The sequence below is a fragment of the Microcoleus sp. SVA1B4 genome, assembly GCF_036700545.1.
Taxonomy (GTDB): domain Bacteria; phylum Cyanobacteriota; class Cyanobacteriia; order Cyanobacteriales; family Microcoleaceae; genus Microcoleus.
Map to the genome: position 1 here is coordinate 89765 of NZ_JAUBPB010000010.1, position 18842 is coordinate 108606.

At 44.1% G+C, this 18842-nt stretch carries 13 protein-coding genes and 1 pseudogene; 11 read left to right on the forward strand and 3 right to left on the reverse strand.

Going from position 1 to position 18842, the window contains the following annotated elements; genetic code table 11:
* Window positions 1–287: 287 nt before the first annotated feature.
* Window positions 288–890 (reverse strand): IS607 family transposase, encoded by a 603-nt coding sequence (locus QT987_RS07500; protein ID WP_333233027.1) that lies wholly within the window; start codon window positions 888–890, stop codon window positions 288–290.
* 282 nt (window positions 891–1172) lie between these two features.
* On the opposite strand from QT987_RS07500, the gene QT987_RS07505 reads away from it, so the two are divergent.
* From QT987_RS07505 to QT987_RS07525, 6 genes are all read left to right on the forward strand, one after another.
* Complete coding sequence (locus QT987_RS07505; RefSeq protein WP_333055869.1) at window positions 1173–2090, forward strand: SGNH/GDSL hydrolase family protein; 918 nt, start codon at window positions 1173–1175, stop codon at window positions 2088–2090.
* A gap of 502 nt (window positions 2091–2592) precedes the next feature.
* Entirely contained in the window at window positions 2593–4029 is a 1437-nt protein-coding gene (locus tag QT987_RS07510; protein WP_333238658.1) for an ammonium transporter, read from the forward strand.
* Window positions 4030–4267: 238 nt separating this feature from the next.
* Window positions 4268–5473 (forward strand): 4-hydroxy-3-methylbut-2-enyl diphosphate reductase, encoded by a 1206-nt coding sequence (locus QT987_RS07515; RefSeq protein WP_333238660.1) that lies wholly within the window; start codon window positions 4268–4270, stop codon window positions 5471–5473.
* 565 nt (window positions 5474–6038) lie between these two features.
* Entirely contained in the window at window positions 6039–6161 is a 123-nt protein-coding gene (locus QT987_RS29895) for a hypothetical protein (RefSeq protein ID WP_333321101.1), read from the forward strand.
* A 4-nt stretch (window positions 6162–6165) separates the two neighbouring features.
* Complete coding sequence (locus QT987_RS07520) at window positions 6166–6639, forward strand: IS607 family transposase (RefSeq protein WP_445299606.1); 474 nt, start codon at window positions 6166–6168, stop codon at window positions 6637–6639.
* Window positions 6630–7898 (forward strand): transposase, encoded by a 1269-nt coding sequence (locus QT987_RS07525; protein WP_333238662.1) that lies wholly within the window; start codon window positions 6630–6632, stop codon window positions 7896–7898. The genes QT987_RS07520 and QT987_RS07525 overlap by 10 nt, the downstream gene beginning before the upstream one ends.
* Before the next feature lie 224 nt (window positions 7899–8122).
* On the opposite strand, the pseudogene QT987_RS07530 reads toward QT987_RS07525, so the two are convergent.
* Window positions 8123–8706, reverse strand: a pseudogene (locus QT987_RS07530) (IS1 family transposase); the annotation flags it as partial.
* Between the two features lie 171 nt (window positions 8707–8877).
* Between QT987_RS07530 and QT987_RS07535 the strand changes: the two are divergent.
* On the forward strand, window positions 8878–9342 hold the full coding sequence (locus QT987_RS07535) for a hypothetical protein (RefSeq protein ID WP_333056987.1): 465 nt from the start codon (window positions 8878–8880) through the stop codon (window positions 9340–9342).
* A 97-nt stretch (window positions 9343–9439) separates the two neighbouring features.
* On the opposite strand, the gene sds is transcribed toward QT987_RS07535, so the two are convergent.
* Complete coding sequence (gene sds, locus QT987_RS07540; protein ID WP_333214464.1) at window positions 9440–10411, reverse strand: solanesyl diphosphate synthase; 972 nt, start codon at window positions 10409–10411, stop codon at window positions 9440–9442.
* Window positions 10412–12156: 1745 nt separating this feature from the next.
* Here sds and QT987_RS29900 point away from each other — a divergent pair.
* The 4 genes from QT987_RS29900 to QT987_RS07555 all read left to right on the forward strand — a co-directional run bounded on the left by QT987_RS29900 (window position 12157) and on the right by QT987_RS07555 (window position 18640).
* Entirely contained in the window at window positions 12157–12324 is a 168-nt protein-coding gene (locus QT987_RS29900; protein ID WP_445305010.1) for an ATP-binding protein, read from the forward strand.
* A gap of 158 nt (window positions 12325–12482) precedes the next feature.
* Window positions 12483–15026, forward strand: a complete 2544-nt coding sequence (locus tag QT987_RS07545; protein WP_333238664.1) for a CBS domain-containing protein — start codon at window positions 12483–12485, stop codon at window positions 15024–15026.
* Between the two features lie 60 nt (window positions 15027–15086).
* Window positions 15087–15485, forward strand: coding sequence for a response regulator (locus QT987_RS07550; protein ID WP_333238666.1), 399 nt, complete (start codon window positions 15087–15089; stop codon window positions 15483–15485).
* Window positions 15482–18640 carry a PAS domain S-box protein gene (locus QT987_RS07555; protein ID WP_333238668.1) on the forward strand — a complete coding sequence of 1053 codons (3159 nt, stop codon included), beginning with the start codon at window positions 15482–15484 and terminating at the stop codon, window positions 18638–18640. Before QT987_RS07550 ends, QT987_RS07555 begins: the two co-directional genes overlap by 4 nt.
* Window positions 18641–18842 lie beyond the last annotated feature (202 nt).

Consider the following 18842-nt stretch of genomic DNA (forward strand, 5'->3'; position numbering starts at 1 on the left):
ACCAATTCAGCTTTCGTGTCGTAGATTAGCTATTTATCAGCTAATCCACCTCTTTATTCAGAAAAACCCGAATCTGAAATACCCGCCAACTTATGGCTGTCTATCGTTGTGCTCGCGTTTCAATCTTCGATACGAACGCGGGCATATTTTTATTGTTAGCTTACTTTTAATGGCGTACATATAGCAGTTTTCGATTGCATGAGTCGGCGCCGATCATTGTTAATTGGTAATGGGGAAATGGGAATTGAGAATCTGTAACTAACGAACTTTGCAAACTGGTGTATTGATTAGAGTTTACCGGCAATTGCTTTAAGTTCTTCAACGACGCGCTTGTTCTTGGGATTCCTGGTGCCATCAAGGCGGGCGGAGACAACAGTGATTATTTCTAGTATATCTTTAGCTAAATCCTCGTCACAGCTAGTATTTTCGGTTTGATTTATAATCACTACCTCTGTCCCAAAGTGTTCGCACAAATTAAAAATTAGTTCAGAACCAAATCTCAGCAGTCTGTCTTTGTGAGTTAATACCAACCTTTCTACTTGATTATCTGCGATCGCCCGAATTAGATGTTGTAAACCCCGCTTACTGTAATTAACCCCAGAACCTACATCCTCAATGATTTGGAATTGCCACCCCTGAGATGCACAAAACAATTCCAAAACTTGTTTTTGTCTGTCTAAATCATCTTTTTGGTTGTGACTGCTAACCCGAGCGTAAGCAATGGTTAAAGCGCCGTTGGGTTTTAAGCCAAGAAGATGAGCTAGGTCATAGCGTCTGTGACCGTTAGCGGTGCGTTCTGGTATTAGCTTGCCTTCGGCTTCCCATCTTCGCAAGGTGGAAGCGCTCACACCTTTAAGTTTGGCTGCTTCAGTTATAGTTAATTTTTTCATTTTTGGATTTTAGCATCAGAAATGAGTAATTTCGGTGAGTTTTAGATAGATTTTTGTTGAGGTCTGCTGATTGGACAAATCCGATTCCGGTGCCAGAAAGTTTGGTAGGCAGATTTTTTATGGTAAAGTAGTGCGAAAAAGCAAAGTTCTGCATCGCCGCCCTTGCCCAATACAGCACAGTGCTTGATTCTTACAAGAATTGAGGCTTTAATTGAGCGGTAAAATTTGATGCAGCAATCAGTGCAAATTATTCGGTGTGAGGCCTGCAAATAGCTTGAGTTTATGGAGAAGTTCGGAGGAGGTAGCAGAAGTAGAACTCATAAATCCCTCTTAGGGATGGAAGTTAGCCGATCGAAAACTGTTCCGGTTTGGGCTTTGCTATCTTTGGTGACGAACGGGGTACTGATACTTACAGTCGCTCAACTACTGCTGCAGGGAAACAACTTGACAGAAAGGTTCCAGGCGAATGATGCGGTGACGGCAGAAGCGGCCCAGGAACAAATTGGCCAACCGGCGATCTCTACAAAGGCAGTGCTAGACGTGCCCGTTCCCGGGCCGCGACATAAATGGACTTACCAGCAGTGGGTGACGCAGTTGGGTCGCGAAGCTGAGGCGGTGGCGGCGAATCGACCCTCAAGATTGAGTGTTTTGGCTGGGGATTCTCTCAGTATGTGGTTTCCGACCAAGCTGTTACCAGTCGATCGAATTTGGCTGAATCAAGGGATTTCGGGGGAGACTTCCCTGGGTTTGCTGAAGCGGTTGCAGTTGTTCGATCGCACTGCGCCGGATACAGTGTTTGTGATGATTGGGATTAACGATTTGTTGCGGGGGGCGAGCGACGAAGGGATTTTGGACAACCAGCGGCAGATTATTCGCGATTTGCGGTGGGCGCACCCCAAAGCACAAGTTGTGGTGCAGTCGATTTTGCCCCACAGCGGGGAACAAGCTACTTGGGAAAATCGCGATCGGCTGTTGGCGATTCCTAACAGTCGGATTCGGGCAATAAATCGACGGCTGAAAGAAATTGCTAGTTCGGAAAATGTTTTGTATCTGGATTTGCACCCACTGTTTGCGGATGCAGACGGCAATTTGCCAACTGAACTCAGCACAGACGGCTTGCACCTTAACGATCAAGGTTATCTGGTTTGGCGATCGGCCCTACAACTATTCGATCAGATGCAGTTGAAAAATGAGTCATGAGTCAATCGACTTTAGATTTTAGATTTTAGATTTTAGATTAAAGAATTGAAGCATTGACCCCACGGATAAATTCGGGGGGAAGGATAAAGTAACATTCTCCCTAACTCTCCCCCTCTACTCCTCCCACTCTCCCCAATTCAAAACTCCCGCCTTCTCCTCGACACCCCCTCTCCGATTACTCTGTTGTCACTGGCTATGTCAAGTAGCGACTGATACATTAAGAAATATGATAGTTAGCTATTTAGTATAGGGTGATACAGAATAACTGTTTGTACAAATGGTGGAATCCAAAAGGCACAGACCATTGGATTGATAGTTGACGAATTTAGATGAGTCCGGCTATACGAAGTCGGGAGGTTGAGGATTGGGGAATTATCTATTGAAGATTTGTTCCGCTAAAACACGGACTTAAAACCAAATAACTATTGCATCTAAAATCCTCGCATCTAAAATCGGCTGGGTCTTCCCGGAAAATTGCTGAGTATGAGAAGGTACAACTAACGTGATCAAAAAAAGTTTAACGATCGGCATCATCGCGCTGTGGCTGTTAAGCGTACCGCTAACGGACAATGCCTTAGCTCAAGATGCTGCTGGTACTGCTGCGGTGGTGCCAAATCCGATCGACACCGGCGATACGGCCTGGATGTTGGTGTCATCAGCACTGGTATTGCTGATGACACCAGGGCTGGCGTTTTTCTACGGGGGACTGGTGCGATCGCGCAACGTCCTCAACACCATGATGATGAGCTTAATCATGATGGGACTGATCGGCGTCACATGGACGCTGTGGGGCTACAGTTTGGCCTTTGATGTCACCGCCAGCAACCTAAATCCTAAAGGGTTTGGGCAAGGGATCGAAAGCTTCATCGGCGGCTTCGACTGGATGTTCTTGAACAACGTCACGGCGGACACACCAGATCCGATCGGCTATGCACCGAGAATACCCCACCAAGTCTTCATGGTGTACCAGATGATGTTCGCCATCATAACTCCAGCCTTGATTTCCGGGGCGATCGTCGAACGGGTAACATTTAAAACCTATTTCTGGTTCGTGCTGCTGTGGTCTACCTTTATCTACTCTCCTTTAGCTCACTGGGTTTGGGGTAGAGGCTGGCTGGAGGCGATCGGAGTTTTAGACTTTGCCGGCGGCACAGTCGTGCACATCAGTTGCGGTGTTTCTGCAGTTGTCGCAGCTTGGGTAATCGGGCCCCGCAAAGACCACTTGAAGAAACCCCACACCCCCCACAACGTACCCTACGTCTTGTTGGGAATTGGGATGCTGTGGTTTGGCTGGTTTGGCTTCAACGGCGGTAGCGCTTTGGGAGCTGGTTCTTTAGCAACAGTGGCTTTTGTCACCACCATGATTTCTGCAGCAGTCGGCGGTTTAACTTGGACAATTGTCGAATGGGTGCTCAGAGGCAAACCGACAGCAGTGGGAATTGCTAGCGGTTTCCTCGCGGGATTGGTGGGCATCACACCTGCCGCTGGATTCGTGCTGCCAGTAGGAGCGCTTTTGATCGGATCGATCACTTCGGTTTGTTGCTTCTTTGCCATTAGCTGGCGCGCTAAGCTTGGATTTGATGACTCTTTGGATACCTACCCGCTTCACGGCGTCGGCGGAACTGTGGGCGTGATTCTGACGGGCGTATTTGCCACTAAAGCGGTTAACTTTGCCGGAAATGACGGGCTGTTTGCCGGGAATCCGGGGCAAATCGGCACCCAGTTGATAGGCGTTCTAGCTACTTACGTGTTTGCGGGTGTCGGCACTTTTGTGATCCTGAAAATTTTGGAACAGTTTATGGAACTGCGAGTGCCGTCATCTGCTGAAGACAAAGGTTTGGATATTGACTTGCACGGGGAAGAAGCTTACGGTGAGGATTTTGGCGGCGGTTTCAGTTCGTTTGAATCGAGTTCTCCTTTTGCGCCGAAGAAGATTTGAAGCTGATTATTTGAATAAGTTCGATCGTGTAGAGATGCAGGTATCTGGGTCTCTACGCTTTTTTTTAAGTTTTTTTTAACGAGTCGCGAAGGCGCGTTCATTCTTTCTTGGCTCTCAATTCAATGTGTCGATCGTATAAATAGCATATCCCCTGTCTGCTACTGAGCCAATAAGTCCGATCGCACCCCAGGCATTCTAAAATCAAAGGTAATTAACCTAGATTTCAACTCAATACCACATGGATACTAAAGCTTTTAAACGATCGCTCCAACAGTCGGAAAACTACCACCGCAAGGGTTTCGGACACGAAGCTGAGGTAGCTGGGGTAATGCAGACGGCTTATCAAAGCAGTCTGATCCAGCAAATTCGCGACAATAATTACAGACTGGAACGTGGGGCAGTCACGATCCGGCTAGCTGAGGCTTTTGGCTTTTGCTGGGGGGTGGAACGCGCTGTAGCTATTGCTTACGAGACTCGCCAGCATTTCCCAACCGAACGGATTTGGATTACTAATGAGATTATTCATAATCCGTCTGTCAATCAGCATCTCCGGGAGATGGAAGTTGATTTTATTGCTGTTGAGAACGGGCAGAAAGATTTTTCGGTTGTCGATAGGGGCGATGTGGTAATTTTACCTGCTTTTGGAGCCAGTGTCCAAGAAATGCAGTTGCTTAATGATAATGGCTGCAAGATTGTTGATACTACTTGTCCTTGGGTTTCTAAGGTTTGGAATACTGTTGAAAAGCACAAAAAAAAGGATTACACTTCGATTATTCACGGTCAGTATAAGCATGAGGAAACTGTTGCTACGAGTTCTTTTGCTGATAAGTATTTGATTGTGCTGAATTGGCAAGAAGCTGAATATGTCAGCAATTATATTTTGCATGGGGGCGATCGCGCTGAGTTTCTTACTAAGTTTAGTAAGGCTTATTCTGCTGGTTTTGACCCGGATCTGGATTTAGAAAGGGTGGGAATTGCTAACCAAACTACTATGCTCAAAACTGAGACAGAGAATATTGGCAAGTTGTTTGAAAAAACAATGATGCGGAAGTTCGGGCCGGAGAATTTGAGCGAGCATTTTCTGAGTTTTAATACTATCTGCGATGCGACTCAGGAACGGCAAGATGCTATGTTGAGTTTGGTTGAGGAAAAGTTGGATTTGATGCTGGTGATTGGGGGTTTTAATTCTTCTAATACTACGCATTTACAGGAAATTGCGATCGACAAAACTGTTCCTTCTTTTCACATTGATTGTGCGGAGCGCATTTTACCGGGAAATCGGATCGAACACAAGCCTTTGGGGGGAGATTTGGTCGTAACTGAAGGTTGGCTACCGGATGGTAAAATTGTAGTGGGCGTGACTTCGGGTGCTTCTACGCCTGATAAGGTTGTTGAAGATGCGATCGATCGCATTTTCGCGATGAAAGCGGCTGCGATTGTGTAATTATATTGTTTCGGGTGCGATTCGTTTAGCCGAGTGCGACCTGATAAGGTTGTTTAGTATGGGAAGCCCACTTCCCTAGCGGATTCACACCCGCTACTCCCACGTAAAAAACTTCATTTGAAGTCCGGTCATGCCTCAAGTAAGCAGTCAACAACCCGGCACTGATCGGAGTGTGCGATTCGTTTAACCTAAAGTAAGTTAAAAAGCTTGCGAGACGGTTAGCCCAGTTGATGAGACTGGTGACAACTGGTTACATTTGAAGGTGAACCGCCATGCGGTAACTCCTTCCCTCCAAGTGCAGGAGTGAAAGCATATCCCCTAGTTTACCGGGTGGCAACCAATAGGCTAAAGCGGGGTAGCCCTGTCAAGGTGTTCTTTATTCAGGCATTCTTGGTGAATCTTGAACGGCAACGGTCGCTGGCGACAAGCTTGGCAACCTTACGAATAAACTTAGATCGGCGACTGTTGCCGTTCTCTTCGACTTGCGGGTATCGGTATTGCAAAACTTCGTTAAGCTTATAAGCAGTGGTAAGCGATGATGGTATTATGTAGTCAGGAGGTCAACATGAAACTACCTGACTACGCCAAAGCAATAGGCATAAGTTACACAACCGCGTGGCTAGGCGTGGAAGGCAAACAAACTGCCACATCCGGCACGGCAGACGGAAAGCGGTCTGATTATAGTTGACTACTTGCCACGATCGCCATCAAACCAGGTCAAGAAGAATCGAGTCGCTATTTACAGTCGAGTCTCATCTTCGGAAAACAAAGATAACCTCAACCGTCAATCGGAGAGGTTAACCGAGTACGCCATTGCTAACGGCTATCAAATTGTTAAAAATGTCAAAGAAATTGGCAGCGGATTGAACGACCACCGAAAACAGTTAGAGTCCCTACTGCAACAAGATGATTACGACATTTTATTAGTTGAACACAAAGACCGTTTGGCTCGCTTTGGCACAAATTATCTAGACGTTCTACTACTAAGGTTGGGAGTTAAGTTGGAAATAGTCAACTTAGCAGAAAATGGAAAAGATGAGTTAATGCAAGACTTAGTGGCTATAGTTACTAGCTTTGCTGCTCGACTTTACGGACAGCGACGCGCTAGCAAAAAAACGGAAAAGATAATTGCCGAGTTGAAAGATGGAGGCACTGAATGCAGCTAACAGAAAGGCATATCATCAAATCAACAGAATCTCGTTTCGCTCTTATTGACCAACTAGCTTTCAAATCCAAAAATCTGTACAATGCTGCTAATTATGTCATTCGCCAGAACTTTATTTATGGATGGGGCTATGTCGGTTACAACGAGATGAATCGATTGATGAAGTTTCACGAGGCATATAAGGCTTTGCCCGCCAAAGTAAGTCAGCAAATATTGATGGTGCTAGATAAGAATTGGAAGTCATTTTTTGAAGCCGCTCAAGCCTACAAAGCCGACTCTTCTAAATTCACTGGTCGGCCAAAACTACCAAAGTACAAAGATAAACTTAAGGGTCGAAACCTTCTTGTATATACGATTCAGGCGATTAGCAGTAAGCAGTTGAGAAGCGGAATTATCAAACTTTCCGGTACTGAATTCTCAATTAAGACTAAAGTCAACCCTAACCGGATTTGTCAAGTTAGGTTGGTTCCGAAATGTGATTCTTATGTAGTGGAGGTAATTTATGACGAGCCGGAGTCCGCCCCCCAAGAGAATGACTTTGCAGCCAGTATTGATTTAGGACTGAATAATTTAGCGGCGCTAACTTCAAATCGACCGGGTTTTATTCCGCTGTTGATTAACGGGCGACCATTGAAATCGATCAACCAGTTCTATAATAAGCGTTCTTCAAAACTGCAATCACAATTGAAAGGGAACCGCAAAACTTCACCTCGTATTCAGCGATTAACTCGCTGCCGCCATCAAAAAGTAGACAATTACTTGCATCAAGCAAGTCGCAGGATTGTCGATGTCTTGGTCGCGCAAAAAATTGGGACGCTAGTAATCGGTAAGAATGTACAGTGGAAAACCGATATCAATTTCGGAAAGCAGACTAACCAAAACTTTGTCAGTATTCCTCACGCTCGATTAATTGAGATGTTGGAGTACAAAGCTTTTCTAGTTGGAATTAAGGTAATTGTGCAGGAGGAATCATACACATCCAGAGCGAATTTTTTAGGATTAGATTCAATTCCTGTTTATGGGAAGACAGAAACAGAACCTGTCTTTACCGGAAAACGGATTAAGCGAGGTTTGTACAAAACATCGACTGGTCAGTTGATCAATTCTGACGTGAACGGCGGTTACAATATTCTCAGAAAAGCAATCCCAAATGCGTTCAGCGATGGGATAGGGAGCTGCGTAGTTCAGCCAAGGCGGGTCAATCCGCTTAAAGTAAAAGCAAAGGGAGAGGGACTTGAAGCCTCTCATGTCTATAAATGACTATACTTTTACCAGCTATAATGGTTGAAACCTTGTAGGACTAGCATACAAGCTATTGGCTCACCCCATCTTGCAGTATTTAGGAGAAACTGCTGCCTCTATGACTGATGTGATGCAATTTCTGGGAGATAGTCCACCAAAGTTACTAGCTCATTATCAAATCAGAATCATTGATGGCAACTGTTTAGCTGCGGGGTAGTAATAAATATGTAGTGATTAGATATTTATTGGCTAAAAACATAGTTGTAATGATGGATAAAATACCAAATAGCACCAATATGGTTTTCTAATTTTTTAGAAAATGAAAGAGTTTTTCTTACGATCCGAAAAACACGTTGGCGCAAAGTATTATTAAATCTTTCAATGTGATTAGTTTTTCCACTGTCTTTCCCAACTGGCTGAGGGCGTAGCGAAGGAAAAATACAAGCATATGCAGCCCAAAAATCTGTATAGCAAACAGCACATTGTCGATATACAGAAGGTAGAGAATTCCATAATTGTTTGGCTCCTTCTTCGCTACGATCACCAATATAAAGACCAATAATTTCTCTGGTCTCTCTATCCATTGCGGCGCCACACCCATTGCTTATTTTCTTGGTAATCTACAAATGGGCACAGTTCATCACATTCAACATTCAATCTGACTTTTTTTAGGTTTAACCTTTACTCTGCGTTGGAGTGAGGCATATTTATTATTTACGTAATCCTGTAACCATTTTTGAGAAACACCCGTGCTTCTAGCTATACCAGCCCAAGAAATCTTCTCCAAAAGAACTTGATCGATTAAATCTTTTGTTGCTGAGCTAATTACCATGAAAATGTGGAATCCTCGATTCACGCGAGGAGTCATCCCACACTAATCGAAGCGATATAGTGTGGGGATTCCCGTCTGACTAGCTAAACTCCAAGGGGTAATATATACTTGGATGCGAACCTGCTAACCTGAAATTTTTAATTTTAGATATCAAAGAACTGACTGATGGATTTAGACCAACAGATTCAAGCATTGATCGAAAAAGCTCCGCCCGACGGTTCGACGCCACAAATCTTAAAGGCGATCGCCCCGGCCCTGGTGTTAATTGCCCAACAGCTACAGCACCTTGAATACTCGATCCTGCAAGCGGTAGACCAAAGTTGGGCGATCGTGGTTTTGAGCAATCTCAAGCAACCGGGACGGGAGAAGAGGGTGATTTATGCTTGGAGCAGTATTAAAGATGCGTCGCAGGCTGCGGCTGCTGGGGGCGATCGCCTCAGACCGGTGCTTTTGCCTGTCACTCACATTTTATTTCAGATGATAGCTCTCGAAGGTCTTGACAGCATTGTTTTTTTTGAAAGTCCCGGAAATCAGGAAGTCGGGACGGAAATCCCTCGCGAGCAAGTACAGAGTTTAATTAACGTTTACTTGCAACAGTATCGATCGGCTCCACCGCCGGATCTTGCCTAAACAAATCAATTTTCTATTAATTGGTAACAGGGCATTAGGCATTGGGAATTCCCCATTACCAATTCCCCATTACCAATAAAGTGTAACTTTTTAACCTCTAATAAAGTCTACTCAAAACGTATTCAGCCAAATCAATCAAAGCTTGGCGGGACTCTGAATGGGGCAGCGCAGCTAAGTATTCGACGGCTTTCTGTGCGTGGTTTGTGGCTAGTTCTCGCGATCGCTCTATGCCTCTAGAATCTTCTACCAGTGCCAGGGCCTGCTCTATATCTCCTTCTTGGGCAAATTCCCGTTCTATGAGAACTTCCAAGTAAGGTTTTTCTTCTAGGGCAAATAGTGCGGGTGCTGTCAGATTACCGCTTCTGAGATCCGAGCCTGCGGGTTTCCCCAAAGTTTCCGTTGAAGCGGTGAAATCTAATATATCATCTACTATTTGGAATGCCAAACCAATGTTGCGACCGTAGTTGTACAAATCGTCTGCTATTTCCGCTGAAACCTCGCTCAAACAGCCCGCTGCTTTGGAACTGTTGGCAATTAAAGACGCTGTTTTGTAATAACTTTTTTCGAGGTACGCTTCGATCGACAAGCTGGTGTCAAATCCATTTAGTCCCTGTTGAATTTCCCCCTCAGCTAAATCCATAATCACTTCTGAAAGCAGTTTGACTACTGGCAGGTTGTCGAGATTTGCCAAATGCCAGGAAGATTGAGCAAACAGAAAGTCTCCCGCCAAAACTGCCACTCGGTTGTTAAACCGACTGTGAACCGTCGGCACTCCCCGCCGCAGATCCGACTCGTCCACCACGTCGTCGTGCACGAGACTAGCTGTGTGGATCATTTCTGTGATTTCAGCGAGGCGGCGGTGTTTTTCTGTGATTTCCCGATCGGGCATAGTCGCCTTGGCCATCAACAGAACGATCGCGGGTCTCACTCGTTTTCCCTTTGTGCCGAATAAGTATTCTGCAGCCGCGTACAAGATGGGATGACGGGCACCCACTAACTGTTTTAAGTTTTCTGTCAACAGTCGCAGGTCTTCTTCAACCGAGGAAAATAGGAGAGTGCTAGAGATCATGGATACGCCGACTCAAGCCGTAAAGTAACAAAATTTTACATATCATATCTTTATTTTAAGGTAATTCTCTGCAATAGAAAAGAAAAATCTAGGATATCTGCAGTTATTTGTCATCTACCACCCGATGGGAGTCACCCGCCTGGCAGAGGCGAGTAGCCGGCTGCCAGAGGGGTTGCCCCTATTGTATCGAATTGTTAAGGACCTTGCCAAAAATTCTCTAAATCCCAGAAACCCTGTGTTATTATGGGTATTAAGGATTTAAACAATTCTATACATTAAGTACAGCCAGACGGGCAGGTAGCTATTAGGTGCCTGTAAAAGTTTCGTAGAGCCAGCCTTGTTAGTCGATCGCAGCCAAAATTTCTGGTACAGATTTTTAGTTCCTCGCGGCTAAAAGTTTTCAGAAGTTAAGAGTAGCGCATCTTATGTGCACGGTAGCTCAAAGCAGCTAAAGTGGATGGTTTTAGGCTGTTTAAGCATCTGTAAAGCAGTAAATCATTGTTGATGACCGGGAACGCCTAAATGTTCCCGCAGGCTTGATATGGAAAAACAGCCTTCAGAACCAAGGCATGGTCTTGCGTGCTGACTTAATGTAGTAGGTCTTGAACTTGTCCTGCTCCTCCTCGTCCTTGACTTTTGGTTCTAATTATGATTTATCGCGATATTCCTCTAATTATTCCCATTCTGGCCGCCGGCTATGTAATGACTATTTATGTAGTGCTGATGTTGGCCCAACGCAGCGCTAAAATAACTCGATTGGGCGAGTAGTGCACTGCTGGGCAGCCGAAGTCGGCAGCAGCGCCCTCGCTTCACCCTTGAGAATTCGGAATACTCAATAATAACCCTGCCTTGAATGCTTGCGCGCAAAGGCAGGGTTATTATTTACAATTGCGGACACCCTGATTTTCTGGGCTGCTAGTTCCTGCAACACATAGCTATAGTTATCGATGTTCAATGCCAACAGCCTCTGAGGCAGGATATTATATTTAGTAGCAGCTTGTATCGGTCACGACAAGTTTCATGTCAGGGAAACTCTGCCAATGTTCCGAGAAAGCTATTAAATTATTGTCAAAAACGCTGAGTTTGAAGTTGTCGGTTATTGTGCAAAAACTCGCAATATTCCTATTTTTCAGGGCAAGAACTTACAAAAATAAAACACGAAATTTCTGAATCGAGCATCCGGCTTGCTCAACATAAGGAATCCATAAATTTGCACTGCAATTACATATTTCATCAAAGGGTGCTTAAGCTGTTGTGCATTTAATTTGTATGTTGAGGGCGGGCAGGATGCCCAACCCCTACTCCCCACAAGAGGAAAAATTTATTTTACTATGCAATTTAAATGCGGATTAGCTTAACTTGCTGAGTCAGTCAGATAGTCTCTGCCATTTATTCACAGCTTGCCAAGAAGATCATCTGGTACACAGAGAGCCACAAAAGTAATTTTTAATTTCAAAAATATTCTCGATATAACTGTATGGTAGAAAAGTAATTGCTACTATTAATAACCCCTTAAAAATCCATTAGTTTTTGATTAAAAGACTACAACACCGAGTAGAAATTGTCAGAGAATCTTAAGCTACACTGCCTAAATAGTTGTGTAATCCAGACGAACTAAAACAAGTTTTCCTAAATATGATGCACAATGGTTTACAAGCGATAGATAATTGCCTAATTTTAAAATTAGAGGTGAGAGAAGAAAATCCGAGCCTGCTCGTCAGTGGCAACTGAATTACTTGGTAATTTTGCCACGAATATGTGATCCGTTGTTTACCACAAAACCCGCCTACGAAGGCAGCGGGTTGGGACTGGAGATTGTTAAAAAAAGTGTGGAAAAACATTTGGCTCAAATAGAAGTAACATCAGTTATCGGCCAAAGGACGTGTATCGTGCCAATTCATATCGCCGTTTAGCGCGATCGCACTAAAAATCATACCAATGCGGGACTAAAATGCAACTTTAGACCGATGTCAATTCTCTATTGCTGTGAGGATACCGCGACTGTAAAATCTGAAATCTAAAATGGTATTAAGTGGCGGTTCCCCCTGCATCTATCCCCCTTGATTTGCCCATGTCAACAACAGTTTCTGATACTCAAAGCTTGCTAGAACAGGCGATCGACCCCAAACCGCCGGTGCTGCCTCCAGACACACCCTTGAAAGTCGCAATTGCTGCCATGACTCAGGCGAGTGCCAGTTGTATTTTAATCGCGTTTGAGCAGCAATTGCTCGGAATTTTTACAGAACGTGATGTTGTGAAAATAACTGCTAGCGAAATACCGCTAGCAGGGGTGGCAATTTCTGAGGTGATGACTGAAAACCCGATCGCCCTGAACCTCGATCAAGGGGGAAATATCTTCAAAGTATTGAGCATATTGCGATCGAAAAGAATCCGTCATTTACCCCTCCTAGACGAAGGTGGCAAGTTGCTAGGCGCTATCACCTGCGAAAGCATCCGTCAAATCCTCAAACCGGCCGACTTGCTAAAAATGTGGCGCGCCGAAGAAATTATGACCACACAAGTAATAGTTACCTCAAGCAGCGCTTCAGTTTTAGAAGTCGTAAAACAGATGAGAACCCAGCGAAAAAGCTGCATAGTCATTTGCACTGACAGCGACAACAAAAATCAGAAACCTGTGGGCATAATTACAGAACGCGATATTGTTAAATTCCAAGCTTCGGGGCTAGATTTCGCACGTACTCCCGTCACCGCCGCGATGAGTTTTCCGCTGATACCGTTGCAGGTAAAAGCCACCTTGTGGCAGGCTCACCAGTTAATGCAGCAGCACGGCATCCGGCGCTTGGTGGTGGTGGACGAGGAAGGATATTTAGCCGGAATTGTGACTGAAATTAGCCTGCTGCAGGCCTTAGATCCGGTAGAAATGCACGCAAATGTCGAGCTTTTGCAGGAAACAGTCGCCGACAAAATTCAGGAGTTGAACAAAATGAACGAAGAATTGCAAAAAGAAGCGTTGCGGAGAACTGAAGTCGAGGAAAAATTGCGACTCTTAAATGATAATTTGGAAGAACAAATCAAACAGCGAACTTTAGAATTAATTAATGCCAACAGTCAGTTAAAAAAGGAAATACAAGACCGCACCACCGCTGAATCTGAAGTTCGCCGCCTCAACACCGAACTCGAACAGCGGGTTCTAGATCGCACAGTTCAACTAGCAGCCAGTAACGAAGAATTGCAGCAACAAATTAGCGGTAGAAAATTGCTCGAAGAAAAATTGCACTTTTCTGAAAGGAAAGTACGCGCCGTTTTTGAAGCGATGACCGACATCGTTCTCGTGCTAGATAGTCAGCGGAACATTGAAATTTTGCCAACGAATGTGGCAGCGATTTCTGAGTCTGATTTCGATATAGTCAGCTTGACTATAGAACATTTTCTTGACGATGACAACCCGGATGATTGGTGGGTCTTAGTCCAGCAAGTCTTAGAAACACAACAACCTATCAATTTTGACTACAGCTTAACATTTTGCGATCGCGCAATTTGGTTTTCTGCCTGCATTTCTCTGTTCTCAAAAGATGCCGTTATTTGGGTTGCCCGCAACATTAACGCCCGCAAAATAGCCGAGTCAGCGCTGTGCCAAAAAAATGCAGAGTTATCTCATACCTTAGAAGAACTGAAGCGGACTCAAAAAGAACTTATTCAATCAGAAAAAATGGCAGCCCTCGGACAGTTAATTGCCGGAGTTGCTCATGAAATCAATTCTCCTTTAGGGGCGATTCGCTCTTCTGTGCAGAACATCGCCGACTTCTGGACGGAACAGTTGCAGCAGTTGCCGATATTTTTTCAACAACTATCCCCGGAAAGGCGACAGGATTTCTTTGCTTTACTACACAAGTCCAGCCAAGAAACAGATACATTATCTAGTAAAGAAAAACGTCAGTTAAAAAAACTTTTGCAAGGGCAATTAGAATCAGAAAACATTGGCGACGCCGCTAGTCTTGCCTGTACTTTATTAGATATCGGTATCGGCAATAATGTAGAACCTTTTTTACCTTTGTTGAAAGACAGCCAAAGTCGAAACATTGTACAAATCGCCTACCAATTTGCTACGGTACAAAAAAGCACCAAAAATATTGCTACTGCCACGGATAGGGCAGCAAAAATCGTTTTTGCTTTAAAAAGCTACTCTCGTTACGACCAGTCGGGTTCCAAAGTTATCGCTAATATTACCGACGGTATTGATACTGTTTTAACGCTTTACCACTACCAAATCAAACACGGTGTGGAAGTAGTCAGAAACTATGGTACTAATTTGCCCTCTGTGCTATGCTATCCTGATGAACTCAGTCAAGTTTGGACAAATTTAGTTCACAATGCTTTACAAGCGATGGGTAACAAAGGCGTGTTAAAAATTGATGTCAAACACCAAGCGAATGCAATATCAGTCAGTATTACCGACAGTGGCCCTGGCATTCCCCCAGAAATTATGCCGAGAATTTTTGAGCCGTTTTTTACAACTAAACCTCCAGGGGAAGGCAGTGGTTTGGGGTTAGATATAGTTCAAAAAATTCTGGAGAAACATCAAGGTGGACTGCAAGTAGAAAGCGTGCCTGGTCAAACAAAATTTACTATATCCTTGCCCATAGGAATCCCTTGATAGCAATAAAAAAAACCGGGAAATTACCCAATTTTACAATTTTAATAGAAGTAAAGTTTTATGTCTAAACCAGTAATTTTGTGCGTTGACGATGAAGTTGTGGTCTTAAATAGTTTGAAAATTCAACTTAAAAAAGAATTTGGGGATGCTTACCTCTATGAAGTAGCAGAAAATGCAGATGAAGCTCTGGAAATTATGGAGGAAATTCAAAAAGAAGATGAAAGTGATATTTTAGTCATAGTATCTGACTGGTTAATGCCAGGGATTAAAGGAGATGATTTTTTGATTATGGTTCACCAAAAATATCCTAAAATTGTGAAAGTTATGCTGACCGGGCAAGCAGACGAAGTAGCAATATCACGGGTGAAAGAGCAAGCAAACTTGCACCGTTGTTTGTACAAGCCGTGGGAGCGCAAAGAATTAGTAGAAACAATAAAATCTGGTTTGACAAAAATATGAACAATAAACCTGTGATTATTTGTGTGGATGACGAACCGATAATTCTTGAAAGTTTGAAAATTGAGTTAAAAAAAACCCTGGGGGAAGAACACTTATTAGAAACCGCTGAAGGTGGCGAAGATGCTTTAGAGTTAATCGAGGAATTACTGGCAGAGGGTTGCGAAATCGTTGCAGTGATTTCCGACTATCTGATGCCGAATATCAAAGGGGACGAATTGCTGAAGCAGATTCACATAATTTCGCCAAAAACTATCAAAATCATGCTGACGGGGCAAGCAGACTTAGAAGCCGTGGCGAATACTATTAAATATGCTAAATTGTACCGCTACATATCGAAACCTTGGCAGTCGGAAGATTTGAAGTTGACGGTAAAAGAAGCGATTAACAGCTATTTTAGGGAGAAGCAATTAGCGCAACAAAATGCTCAGCTCCAAAAGCTAAATCAAGAACTGGAAACTTTAGTCGAGGAGCGGACTGCACAACTGCGATTGTCTGAGGAAAAGTTTGCTAAAGCTTTTCGTTCTTCTCCCAACCCGATTGCTATTACCAGATTTAATGACGGTCGTTATTTAGAAATTAATGAGGCTTTTTGCCAGACAATCGGTTATTCAGCCGTAGAAATCCTCGATCGCACGGCGCTTGAGTTGAATCTTTGGGAAAATATACAAGCCCGCGCCGAGTTGTTTAAACTGTTAGATGAAAAACAAATTATTCTGAATTATGAATTTAATTTTCGCACTAAAACAGGGGAAGTTAGAACGGGGCTGCTGTCAGCAGAAATCATTGAAATTCATGGGGAAACCTGCGTAATTTCTGTGATTCAAGATATTAGCGATCGCAAATTAGCGGAAGAAAAACTCCGAGCTATAGCGGCTTCTTTAGCAGCAGCGCAAAGAATCGCCCGTGTCGGTAATTGGGAATGCGATTTATCGGCCAACACAACTACTTGGTCGGAAGAATTATCTCGGATTTTTGGGATCGCTCCAACCCAGCCTGCGCCAACACTAACTGAGTTTTTGCAATACGTGCATCCCGACGATCGACAAAAGTGGCAAACAACGATCGACACTGCTATTGCTAGCGGGCAATCTTACACTTTGGAATATCGAATTCTGCGCCCGGAACAGAAAATTGTTGCGGATAATTCTCCGTCACAAATAAGTGAAGCCGGCTTCATCCGCTACATCGAAGCCAGAGGAGAAGTAGTTGTCAACCAACAAGGGCAAGTGACAAAACTATTCACAACTTTGATGGACATTACTCCACGCAAGCTAGCAGAAATAGCCCTTGCAGAGAGCGAAGAAAAATACCGTCATTTAGTTGAGACTTCCCAAGATATTATCTGGTCTTGCAATGCTCAAGGACACATTACTTTTGTCAACCAAGCAGTTAAACAAATATACGGTTACGAGCCTGAAGAAATGCTCGGCTGTTCTTTTAGCGATTTCTTAGCCCCAGGAGAAATAGACTGGAAATGGGAACTTCAGCAGCGCTTGCTGACGGGAAAAACTGTGTTTCAGTACGAAAATATAGTATTAGGAAAAGACGGTAGAAAGATTGATGTAAATACCAAGGCGATCGCGCGCATGGACGCTGAAGGAAACATCATCGGCACAACAGGCACTGCTAGCGATATTACCGAACGCAAACAAGCTGAAATAGTCCTGCAAAAAGCCAAAGAAGAAGCCGACAGAGCGAACAGGGCAAAAAGCGAATTTCTCTCGAATATGAGCCACGAATTGCGAACTCCCCTCAACGCAATTCTCGGTTTCAGCCAACTTCTTGCCCGCGACCCAGACCTCGATGCCGACCAACAGCAATACTTAGGAATTATTACCCAGAGCGGGGAACATTTGCTTGTTCTGATTAACAATATTCTGCAAATGTCAAAAATTGAAGTCGGGCTGGTGACACTTAATAATAGCACCTTCGACTTACACAAAATGCTAAAAAATACTGAAAATATGCTGAAGCTGCAAGCCGAAAAAAAAGGGTTGCAGTTAATTTTTGATTGTTCACCAGCTCTCCCTCAATATATAGAAACTGACGAAAGCAAGTTGCGACAAGTATTGATAAATGTAGTCGGAAATGCTATTAAGTTCACGGCAGAAGGTGGTGTCAACTTGAGAATCAAACATGAGTTGTTAAAAACTAAAAATGAGGGAGAGATTCAACCAATTGACAGTTGCTGTTTGCTATTTGAAGTGGAAGACACTGGTGCTGGAATTTCGGCGGAAGAAATGGAGAATTTGTTTAAACCTTTCGCGCAAACAGAAAGCGGGAAAAAAGCTCAAGAAGGAACCGGTTTGGGCTTGCCAATCAGCCAGCAGTTCGTTAAGTTAATGGGAGGGAAGATGACGGTAACAAGCACCCTCGGTCGCGGCAGCATTTTTAGATTTGATGTTAAAGTTTCGCTCCCTAGTGCAGTGGAAATTCAGGTGGCTCAAACAGCTCGCCGAGTGGTGGGCCTGGAACCCGGACAGCCAGAATACCGGATTTTAGCTGTTGACGATCGCCTGGAAAGCCGCTTGCTGTTGGTCAGAATGCTGACATCCCTTGGCTTTGCGGTGCAGGAAGCTGAAAATGGGGTTCAAGCTGTGGAAATGTGGTCGAGTTGGGAACCTCATTTGATTTGGATGGATATGCGGATGCCGGTGATGGACGGTTACGAAGCTACTAAACAGATTAAAGCGCATTTGAAAGGTCAAGCAACGGTGATTATTGCTCTGACTGCAAGTGCTTTTGATGAGGAGCGATCGCTGATTTTGTCTGCTGGTTGCGATGATTTTGTAGCGAAGCCTTTTCGGGAGCAAGTGATTCTAGAAAAGATGGCTAAGTATCTGGGAGTCCGCTATGTTTACGATCGAGAAGCTTCGCTAAGTTCTGATGCTGCGGTGTCCGGCGAGGTTTCCACGACAACTGAAACGGCTGATTTGGCTTTTACGCTGAATACTTCATTTTTGGAAGCTATGCCTGCGGAATGGGTTGATGAATTGTATTCTGCGGCGGATGCGGTTGATAACGAGGAGATTTTTCGGCTGTTGTTGTCGATTCCTCCTATTAATGCTAGTTTCGGCAACGCGATCGCCGATTTGGCGAATAACTTCCGGTGCGATCGGATTATCGATTTGATTGAGGAGTTTAGAAATTGTTGAAGGATGAAAGAAGAAGGGATAATAGGGGCAGGTTCAGGATTATTGATCGTGTAGGTCGATCGGCTATTTGTAAACTCGCCTGCTATAGACTAATTTACTTGTAGCCAAGCTCCACACCCTGGTAATCATCAGTCCTTCCCAATTCTTTAATCTCAAATCTCAAATCTCAAATCTTAACTAGGATAAGTTCTGTAAATATAAA

What these genes read in the sequence shown, in the direction of transcription:
- QT987_RS07550 (WP_333238666.1), top strand. Translation starts at nt 15,087, where the DNA reads ATGTCTAAACCAGTAATTTTGTGCGTTGACGATGAAGTTGTGGTCTTA.
- QT987_RS07505 (WP_333055869.1), top strand. Translation starts at nt 1,173, where the DNA reads ATGGAGAAGTTCGGAGGAGGTAGCAGAAGTAGAACTCATAAATCCCTC.
- QT987_RS07545 (WP_333238664.1), top strand. Translation starts at nt 12,483, where the DNA reads ATGTCAACAACAGTTTCTGATACTCAAAGCTTGCTAGAACAGGCGATC.
- QT987_RS07555 (WP_333238668.1), top strand. Translation starts at nt 15,482, where the DNA reads ATGAACAATAAACCTGTGATTATTTGTGTGGATGACGAACCGATAATT.
- QT987_RS07515 (WP_333238660.1), top strand. Translation starts at nt 4,268, where the DNA reads ATGGATACTAAAGCTTTTAAACGATCGCTCCAACAGTCGGAAAACTAC.
- sds (WP_333214464.1), bottom strand. Translation starts at nt 10,411, where the DNA reads ATGATCTCTAGCACTCTCCTATTTTCCTCGGTTGAAGAAGACCTGCGA.
- QT987_RS07500 (WP_333233027.1), bottom strand. Translation starts at nt 890, where the DNA reads ATGAAAAAATTAACTATAACTGAAGCAGCCAAACTTAAAGGTGTGAGC.
- QT987_RS07525 (WP_333238662.1), top strand. Translation starts at nt 6,630, where the DNA reads ATGCAGCTAACAGAAAGGCATATCATCAAATCAACAGAATCTCGTTTC.
- QT987_RS07535 (WP_333056987.1), top strand. Translation starts at nt 8,878, where the DNA reads ATGGATTTAGACCAACAGATTCAAGCATTGATCGAAAAAGCTCCGCCC.
- QT987_RS29895 (WP_333321101.1), top strand. Translation starts at nt 6,039, where the DNA reads ATGAAACTACCTGACTACGCCAAAGCAATAGGCATAAGTTACACAACC.